Source organism: uncultured Eudoraea sp. (genome assembly GCF_947258525.1).
Taxonomy (GTDB): Bacteria; Bacteroidota; Bacteroidia; order Flavobacteriales; family Flavobacteriaceae; genus Eudoraea.
In genome coordinates this window covers 5980-14889 of record NZ_CAMYIP010000128.1, presented here as the reverse complement: position 1 = coordinate 14889, position 8910 = coordinate 5980, and the positions used below count along the sequence as shown (strand labels likewise).

Below are 8910 nucleotides of genomic sequence, written 5' to 3'. Positions count from 1 at the left end.
CGGCAATTGCAGCTGGAGCAAGAATAGTATTAGATATAAAAGACGAGGACTATGGTGGTCGTGGATACAGTTGTCAAGATCCAGAAGGGTACATATGGAATTTTGGTTCATACAATCCATGGGCGTAATGAAAAATAAAACACCTACACACAACAAAGACTATTAGATCATTGATGCCCGCCTAAGGCGGGACAGCAACGCTTCATATACTAACCGTTAGCACTACTCACTTCAAAATCAATTAAAATGAAAGTTACGGTCGAAAAAAATGAAAAAGTCGCAAATATGATATTTGCATCCATCTATCCTCTTTACCTGAATAGATTGGAAAAGAATGGCAGAACCAAAGAAGAACTGAACCAGGTAATAGAATGGTTCACGGGCTTTGATGAAGATCAATTACAAGCGCTTATTGATGAGAAAGTTACTTTCAGAACATTTTTTGAAAAAGCAGAAATTCATCCCAATGCACACATGATCAATGGAGTCGTTTGTGGTTATCGAATTGAAGAAATAGCGGATGAATTTGAATTGTATAGACAATGCAGACGTATGGAAAAGCTTATTGATGAATTGGCAAGAGGTCGCAAAATGGAGAAAATTTTACGAGAAGAAAAGAAATAAAGCTGGTGCCACAACACCTAAAACTAAGCTTCGCTTGGTAATGGTAATCCTGCCTTGGCGGGACAGTCCGAGGCCGTTGTGCTTATCTATTGTTGGTTTGCCCCAAAATAAAATTATGCATATAACTCCTTAACAATATTAAAGAGGGCTCCTCTCCAAGACTTTTGTTCGCTTTTTCAATTTTATCAGAATCTATCCTGTCCGCCCTTGATTCGAAGATGGCCTTGTTGTACTCCTTCGAGAAATCCGGATGACCTTGAATACCCAGGAAAGTGCTTCCCACCGTATACATTCCAATGGCGCATTCGGCTGACTTAGAAAGAACAAGTGATCCTTTTGGAAGGGCAGTAATTTGATCCTGGCAAAGCATTAAGATCTTATATCCATCTGCTCCAGGTTTCATCCAAGATAATTTATGGTTGAATTTAAAATCATGAACCCCTATAAGATATCCACTTTGATGCCTTTCTACTTTGCCTCCTAAGCTCTCTGCGATCAATTGATGTCCAAAACAGATCCCTATAAATATCTTTCGCAGATCATAAATTTCTTTGACCATTTTTTTCAACTTCTCGATCCAGGGTATGTCATCATATACCGAATATCTGGAACCCGTGCTTATAAAAATGTCGTATTCTTCAAGCTCTGGAAATTCATTGTCTATAACAAAATAGGCTTCCAAAGCGATGGCAGGAAAGAGATCGGCATACATTTCAATATACGTCCCGTGGATCTTGCTCAGTTCCTCCGGGACATGATCACATATCAATAATGCAGCTTTCATTTCAATTTCAAATGAAAAGATTTTGGGCGAGTCACTTGATTATAGCCCAGAGTGGATAGTGTGCAACCTTTTCCCGAATCTTTAACCCCTGTCCATGCGAGTTCAGGATCTAAGTAGTCACATCGATTCATAAACCAGGTTCCTGTTTCTACATGATCCCCTATCCGGAGGGCTCTTTCCAAGTCATTGGTCCAAATTGAGGCGGTGAGTCCATATCGACTATCATTCATCAGTTTGACAGCTTGTTCATCACTTTTAACTGGCATGATCCCTACTACCGGACCAAATGTCTCTTCTTTCATAATGTCCATCATATGATCAACATTTATTAGTACCTGCGGAGCCAAATATGGTAAAGGCATTATAGGGAAATCATCACGATCTATCAATTCTACAGCTCCATTTGCAACCGCACTTTCTATTTGATCAATTACCGACTGGGCATTTTTTATTCGGACCATTGGTCCAAGTGTTGTGGCATTGTTCATTGGATCATCCAGAATATAATTCTTAGTCAATTTTACAAATCCATCAACAAACTCATCGAACACATCTTCTTGCACATAGATCCGCTCTATACCGCAACAAGACTGGCCAGAATTGAAAAAACTTCCGTCCACCAGGTTTTTGATACTATTGCCCAGATCCGAATCACTGCATACATATGCCGGATCCTTTCCACCAAGCTCCAGACCTGATGATATGAATCTTGTGCCTATTGCTTTCTGTATGGCTTTCCCCCCTTCCGTTGAACCGGTGAAAGCTGTATAGGCTATTCTCTTATCCTTTATGATCTCAGATACCTGATCATGGTCAAGATGTAAGATCTCGAAGACACCATCAGGCAGTCCCGCAGCTTGAAATGCCTCTAAATATCTTTCCGCACACAAGGCTGTTTGAGTTGCATGCTTAAGGATCACCGTATTTCCCGCCATCAATGCAGGAATGATCGTATTTACCGAGGTCAAGTAAGGATAGTTCCAGGGTGCAAGTACCAAGATCGTTCCTAACGGTTCTCTTTTAATAAACCTCTCAAATCCATTTAATTCAGAAACCTTTTGGTCAGCTAGTGTATCTGCGGCAATTTTGATCATGTATTCCGCCCTTTCCCTCAAACCCCCTTTGATCTCAAAAGGAGAATATTGGATCGGACGCCCCATTTGCATAGTAATTTCTTCCGAAAATAATTCGATGTTATTCTGAAAGTGCTGAATCATTTTCAGGCAAATTTCAGCTCTTTGCGCTAGCGAAGTACGTCTCCACTCTTTAAAAGCCGCGGTCGCTTTAGCCAGTGCTTTTTCAATTGCATTGCCGTCGGAATAGTCCCGATGCGCTAAAATTTCGTTTGTTGACGGACTAATTATATCAAAAGAGCTCATCATTCAGGTGTTACGTACGCAGCTGTGATCCCACCGTCAACTACAAAATCAGATCCCGTTATATAAGAAGAATCTTCTGAGGCTAAGAAAAGAGCTGCCTTTGCCATTTCCTCCGCTTCACCAAACCTTCCCATTGGAATGTGTACCAATCTGCGTTGTTTCTTCTCTTCAGTATCCAAAAATTTCATCAATAATTCCGTGCGCAGGGGACCCGGGCAGAGGGCATTTACACGAATTCCTTCGCGAGCATGAATAACGGCTAGTTCCCGGCTAAGTGCCAATACAGCTCCTTTACTGGCCGTATAGGCTATTTGAGGAGTTGCAGCACCTAAAAGCGATACAAATGAAGCCGTATTTATGATGCTCCCACCCCCGGCTCTCTTCAATGCAGGTATTCCATACTTGCATCCCAGAAATACTCCTTTGGCATTTATATTCATCGTCAGATCCCAGGTATCTTCATTAGTGACTTCGGCATTGTCATCTCGCGAGTCCATGATGCCTGCATTGTTAAAAAGGATATCGAGTTGCCCATATGTAGATTCTGCAAACTCGATCATCTTTCTGCAATCTTCTGATCTTGAAACATCCGAGTGGACATATGCAGCTGAGTATCCCATTTCTAATATTTCCTCAACGGTCTCCTTTCCTCCATCATCATTCACATCAGCGATGACTATTTTTGCTCCTTCCTTCGCAAATAATATTGCAGATGCCTTTCCTATTCCACTGCTTCCACCCGTGATCAATGCGACTTTATCTTTCAATTTCATTAAAAAATTTTTTAGATCCTTTCAAAATATCTCTTTCTTTCCCAATCCGACACCTGGGATTCGTATGCCTTTATCTCTTGCTTATAAAAATGAGTATAGTGATCAATGACCTCCTTACCGAATGCGTCTCTGGCAAATTTACTAGAAGAAAAAATGTCGCAGGCTTCTTTCAATGTTCTGGGTACATGGGGAAGGTGTTCTGCCGCATACACATCTCCTACAAAACATTCAGGTGGTGACAGCTTTTCTTCTATTCCTCTTAATCCACTTGCAAGAGAAGCAGCAATTGCCAGATAAGGATTGCAATCTGCTCCGGGAATCCTACATTCGATCCGAAAGCTCTTTCCAGAACCAACAACCCGAAAACCTGCTGTTCTATTGTCTCTACTCCACGCAAGCCTAGTGGGTGCCCATGAACCATCAACAAATCTTTTGTAAGAGTTGATCGTTGGAGCATAAAATACCATAACATCCGGTGCATATTTGATCCACCCCGCCAAGAAGGAGCCGAATTCTTTTGATCCTTTTACCGGGCCGTATTCCTCAGTACCGTTAAATATATTATCCTCGCCTTTGAATAAGCTTATATGAGTATGACAGCTTGAACCTGCACCACCTTCCTGAAGTTTGGCCATAAAAGTGACAGAAATACCCATCTCATCTGCCAATTCTTTCAAACATTGTTTATAGATAATATGTCTGTCAGCCATCTCCTTTGGCTCGGCATATTGAACGTTCAATTCATGCTGTCCTAATCCCCATTCTCCTTTGGAATTTTCTACGGGAACTCCTGAATTCTTCAAGAACTTTCTGGCACTAGCAGTAAAGTCCTCCACCCTGGTTCCTTGAAGAATATGATAATCTTCTATATACCATCCTGCAGGTTTGAGCGAGCCATAATTACTCTCATGAAGAGATCTGTAGTCATTTTCAAGCAAGTAATACTCTAGCTCTGTGGCAGCGAATGCGCTAAAACCAGACTGCTTCAGTTTGGAGATCTGCTCATTTAGAATGCTCCTGGGGGCAACCTTCACTTGGCTGTGGTTCTTTTCGTTATGAATATCACAAAGAACTATCGCAGTTTTATCTAGCCAGGCCGCAATTCTTAGAGAACTCATATCAGGGATCAGATGAAAATCTCCATATCCCAGCTCCCAATTTGCAAAGGAATATCCCTGAACAGGTTCCATCTCCATATCAGTCGTTAGCAGATAATCACAGGCATGAGAACCAGAATCCACTACGGACTCAAGAAAAAAATCTCCATCATACCTCTTGCCCATCGATCTGCCATAATGATCCGTAAAGGCAACTATTATGGTTTCAATTTCTTCTGATCTTACCTTTTTTTTGAGCTCGTCTATGTTCAACTTTCCTTTTACTTTCAATGTGATCGGTCTTTATGGGTTAACTTAAACCAAATATAACTAACGAGAAGAATGCCAAAGTAAATCAAAGCAAGGATCGGGTTATAAATAGTAACTGCTATGAAGGCAATGGTAGCTATGATCAAAGCAATAATTGGGGTGATCGGATACAAGGGTACTCTAAATGGTCTTTCCATCTCAGGAAAATTACGTCTCAACCTGATGACAGATATCATTGAGAGAATATATAGACTGAGTGCACCAAAACAAGCGATGGTAATGATCTCTCCTGTTTTTCCGGTAAATAATGCAACAATACCAATTAGAGAATTTACGATAAGTGCATTGGCAGGTGTTTTAAAACGAGGGCTTATTTTCCCCAGAAATGCCGGAGCAAATCTCACTCTACCGAACTCATAAGTAGCTCTACCAGAGGCTAAAATAATACCGTGAAAAGAAGCAATAAGACCAAATAATCCGATGAAGCCAATGATCTTGAACATGATAGTATTTTCTCCCAAAAAATGGCTCAGGGCCAATGAAAGAGGAGAGTCAGAGGCTTCACCAGATCCTGCCTGATATACTACTGTTTCCCATCCATCAACACCTACTGAAAAGGTGAAAGTAAGGATACAAAGCGTTATTAAAGTCAATAATGCTGATCCGAATCCCACCAGGATATTCTTTTGGGGATTTATAGTTTCTTCAGCAACATTGGCTACTCCTTCTATTGCCAGAAAAAACCAGATGGCAAATGGAATTGCCGCAAAAGCTCCTTGCCATCCATTTGGAAGTGCATTTTTACTTAGATTCTCGACCTTAAATTCTGGTGCTGCTGTGAAGAAAAATAACACTAAGCCCAGCACGGCCAAAATAGTCACAAATAATTCAAATTTAGCGGCTGCCTCAATACCATAAATATTAATTGTTGTGAATATGACATATGCCACAATAGCAATTGACATGATGGACAATGATGGTATTAGAAAGTTAAGGTACGCTCCAATGGCAAATGCAATGGCCGGAGGTGCGAATATAAACTCGATATTCTGAGCCAATCCTGCAAAAAATCCAAGGTCTTTTCCACCAGCTTTATGGGCATAGTCAAAAGCTCCTCCCGCCCTTGGAATAGCACATGCCATTTCGGTATAGCTGAAAGTGAAGGCCAAATACATAATGATGATAAAAGTTGTGGCAACTGCCAGGCCCAATGTTCCGCCTTGTTCCAGGCCAAGATTCCATCCAAAGTACATTCCTGAAATAACATAGCCTACACCCAGACCCCACAGCATCAATGGGCCGAGTTTACGTTCAAGTTTTGGATTTGAGTTATGGTCCGACATAGGTTTTTACTTGAAACACTCTAAACTAATCAATTATCAATTTAAATTCTATTTTAAAAAGTCCAAAGTATCTTACATTGTAGATTATGACTGGTTAGTTTCCTCTCAGCTTGCCAAGAGAATTGCATTATCAGAAAGCAAATCAAAGTTGTTTTATTAGAGAGTATGACCAGGAATTTTATCAAGTCTTTGACGCGGGAATTCTTTTTTCCCTCGAGTAATTTTTGTTCTTAGTAATTACTAACATCAACAACGACTATAAAACCAAGCGAAGCTTGGTAAAATCCAAGTACCAAATTCCACTACGTATATTTTCTTAGGTAGGAATTAGAATTTGCCTGTCATTTGTAATTTGCTCACGCAGTGAGGCAGCTAAGGCTTGCACTAAATCCCTATCTTAGTTATTAGTAATTCGACATGGTTTGGCTGCTCGCAAAATGACACGCTACTGCCCAAATGATTTGATCCAACACGATGAGAAGTAATACTAAATCCGTTTTGTCCTTCTATTTGCAGATGATACTGGCTTGGATCATCGCCATCATGCTCTACATATTTTTACGAAGTTACGGAGTGGGTAGCGAGGGAATTGACAGTCCTATCAGAGAACTTGAACCCCGGCAGTTATTATTGATGATCATACTGATAGGTGCTTTTGCAGGAGTTGTCTACGGAAGCATTGAACTACTTTTTGATCGCCCTTTTTTTCAGCGGCGTTCCTACATTCGGATCATTATGGGTAAGTTGATCCTTTTCTTCATTGCGGTCAAGATCATGATGGCTATTGCCATACTGGTTACTCAGGTTTTTACGAATGCTGCTCTGGAGCCTGGTGAGATCGCCCAGATCCTGAGGAGTAAGATCTATTGGGTCGTTTTTGTGTATTTTCTAGTGGTAGCCGGGATCATCTCTTTCGTAAGAATGGTAAGCCAAAAGTTCGGACCAGGTATCCTGTGGAAAATGTTTATTGGCAAGTACCGGAATCCACGGGAAGAATTACGTGTATTTATGTTTCTAGACCTCAGATCTTCAACGACCATTGCGGAAAAACTTGGACATATTAAATTCAGCCGCCTGATCCAGGATTGCTTTGCCGATCTCACACCGGTTATTAAAAAGCATGCTGTGGAAATTTACCAGTATGTAGGGGATGAAGCGGTAATGAGTTGGCCCGTGGAAAGCGGACTTGAAGATAATCATTGTATTCACTGCTACTTTGATTATATGGAAGTATTAGCAAGCAAATCCGATCACTATGAAAAAACATACGGCTTACGTCCATTTTTCAAGGCAGGTGTCCACCTTGGAAAAGTGATCGTGGCTGAAGTAGGCCTTATCAAACGGGAAATTGCCTACCATGGGGATGTGCTTAATACAACAGCCCGCATTCAGGGTATGTGCAATGCGTATGAAGAGCAATTATTGGTTTCAGACCATCTTGTTCAAAGTCTGTATCCTGATGATCTTTTACAAAGTAAACGTATGGGAGAAGAGTTGCTCAAAGGAAAAAAAACAGCGGTTACTGTTCACGCGGTAAACAGAGCCTGAATGGAATTATTTATTTTTTAACGCTATTGGTGATTATTCTAATGAAAACTTTCTAACCAAAATTGAAACAAACAAAAAACTCTAACAATGAAGTACTTACTCCTAATTTCCGTCATGACATTCTGCTTTACAGCCAATGCACAAACCCCCGGCATAGCAGAGGAAAAAACAGCAGTTGAAAACGCTCTCCGTGATTATATTGAGGGCTGGTATAAAGGTGATACTGAACGCATGGACCGTTCTCTGCACAACGATCTTGTAAAACGAATCCCTCTTAAGGATAGCTCTGAGATCGATATAACGCTGCGAATGGTACCAAAGTCAAGAATGGTTGAATTGACCAGTAAAGGCGGTGGGGAAAATCCAGATGCGGAATATGAAATCTATGTTGATGACATCGATAAGGATATAGCCGCAGCAAGGGTATTATCACTGGAATATCTTGATTATCTGCATTTGGTGAAAACTAATGACGGATGGCAGATTGTCAATATTCTATTTCATGTTCGCTGATTTTTAGTTCTATTGTATTTTGAGTAATGGTCTTTGATTTAAGTAACACATTATACGAAACACTATTAACGGGGTGAACCTTTCTGGATATGTCGTGCCAGCACAACAACTCCTAAAACCAAATATAGCCAGGGCCGTTGTGTGTAATTAATCCAATAAACTATGGAAATATTAAAAATAGCTACCGAATGGTCCAAAGCTGAAGTTTTCTCGGCCCGATTCTTCATCTTTTTCGCGATTCTATTTTTAACCGCAAGCATAGGGTTCAGACAGCTCGGTAAAACCGAAATGGCCAAAGCTTACATCATCCCGACATTGGTGGTTGGCCTTTTGCTTATGGCAGTTGGCGTGGGTATTTTCTTCGCCAATAAATCGCGTGTTACAAGCTTTGCCGAGGCATACAACGCCAATCCAACCGAGTTTGTAAAATCGGAAATAACCCGCACAGAGAAATCCATCGGCGAATACAGAACCAATGTTTTCAAAATCATTCCTTATATTATTGTGGCTGCTGCGCTCTTGATCGTTTTTGTTGACAAACCTGTTTGGCGGGCAACTGCCATTACGATCATTGCCATG

Annotated in this window: 9 protein-coding genes; 4 read left to right on the top strand and 5 right to left on the bottom strand. The window is 40.9% G+C overall.

The genetic code is table 11. The features are described 5' to 3' along the window. Positions 1–246: 246 nt before the first annotated feature. Positions 247–624, top strand: a complete 378-nt coding sequence (locus tag Q0X89_RS09925; protein ID WP_297693641.1) for a DUF2200 domain-containing protein — start codon at positions 247–249, stop codon at positions 622–624. 82 nt (positions 625–706) lie between these two features. Here Q0X89_RS09925 and Q0X89_RS09920 read toward each other — a convergent pair whose 3' ends face one another. From Q0X89_RS09920 to eat, 5 genes are read right to left on the bottom strand one after another with little or no spacing between them, the layout of a single operon-like run. After that, on the bottom strand, positions 707–1408 hold the full coding sequence (locus Q0X89_RS09920) for a hypothetical protein (RefSeq protein WP_297693640.1): 702 nt from the start codon (positions 1406–1408) through the stop codon (positions 707–709). After that, positions 1405–2787 (bottom strand): aldehyde dehydrogenase family protein, encoded by a 1383-nt coding sequence (locus Q0X89_RS09915; RefSeq protein WP_297693639.1) that lies wholly within the window; start codon positions 2785–2787, stop codon positions 1405–1407. The genes Q0X89_RS09920 and Q0X89_RS09915 overlap by 4 nt, the downstream gene beginning before the upstream one ends. Continuing rightward, the gene (locus Q0X89_RS09910) at positions 2787–3560 is read right to left on the bottom strand and encodes a glucose 1-dehydrogenase (RefSeq protein ID WP_297693637.1); all 774 of its coding nucleotides are present in this window, start codon (positions 3558–3560) and stop codon (positions 2787–2789) included. Before Q0X89_RS09910 ends, Q0X89_RS09915 begins: the two co-directional genes overlap by 1 nt. Before the next feature lie 11 nt (positions 3561–3571). Beyond that, positions 3572–4930 (bottom strand): glutamine synthetase family protein, encoded by a 1359-nt coding sequence (locus tag Q0X89_RS09905; protein WP_297693635.1) that lies wholly within the window; start codon positions 4928–4930, stop codon positions 3572–3574. 14 nt (positions 4931–4944) lie between these two features. Then, complete coding sequence (gene eat / locus Q0X89_RS09900; protein WP_297693633.1) at positions 4945–6270, bottom strand: ethanolamine permease; 1326 nt, start codon at positions 6268–6270, stop codon at positions 4945–4947. Positions 6271–6744: 474 nt separating this feature from the next. Here eat and Q0X89_RS09895 point away from each other — a divergent pair, with 474 nt between their 5' ends. From Q0X89_RS09895 to Q0X89_RS09885, 3 genes are all read left to right on the top strand, one after another. Next, the gene (locus tag Q0X89_RS09895; RefSeq protein ID WP_297693631.1) at positions 6745–7818 is read left to right on the top strand and encodes an adenylate/guanylate cyclase domain-containing protein; all 1074 of its coding nucleotides are present in this window, start codon (positions 6745–6747) and stop codon (positions 7816–7818) included. 87 nt (positions 7819–7905) lie between these two features. Next, on the top strand, positions 7906–8331 hold the full coding sequence (locus tag Q0X89_RS09890) for a nuclear transport factor 2 family protein (RefSeq protein ID WP_297693629.1): 426 nt from the start codon (positions 7906–7908) through the stop codon (positions 8329–8331). Positions 8332–8493: 162 nt separating this feature from the next. Further along, positions 8494–8910 (top strand): hypothetical protein (locus tag Q0X89_RS09885; RefSeq protein WP_297693627.1); only part of this gene is annotated, 417 nt, incomplete at its 3' end.

Bases quoted from the DNA above. Each gene is read 5' to 3' on its own strand.
- eat (WP_297693633.1), bottom strand. From the start codon at position 6,270: ATGTCGGACCATAACTCAAATCCAAAACTTGAACGTAAACTCGGCCCA.
- Q0X89_RS09890 (WP_297693629.1), top strand. From the start codon at position 7,906: ATGAAGTACTTACTCCTAATTTCCGTCATGACATTCTGCTTTACAGCC.
- Q0X89_RS09920 (WP_297693640.1), bottom strand. From the start codon at position 1,408: ATGAAAGCTGCATTATTGATATGTGATCATGTCCCGGAGGAACTGAGC.
- Q0X89_RS09915 (WP_297693639.1), bottom strand. From the start codon at position 2,787: ATGAGCTCTTTTGATATAATTAGTCCGTCAACAAACGAAATTTTAGCG.
- Q0X89_RS09910 (WP_297693637.1), bottom strand. From the start codon at position 3,560: ATGAAATTGAAAGATAAAGTCGCATTGATCACGGGTGGAAGCAGTGGA.
- Q0X89_RS09895 (WP_297693631.1), top strand. From the start codon at position 6,745: ATGAGAAGTAATACTAAATCCGTTTTGTCCTTCTATTTGCAGATGATA.
- Q0X89_RS09925 (WP_297693641.1), top strand. From the start codon at position 247: ATGAAAGTTACGGTCGAAAAAAATGAAAAAGTCGCAAATATGATATTT.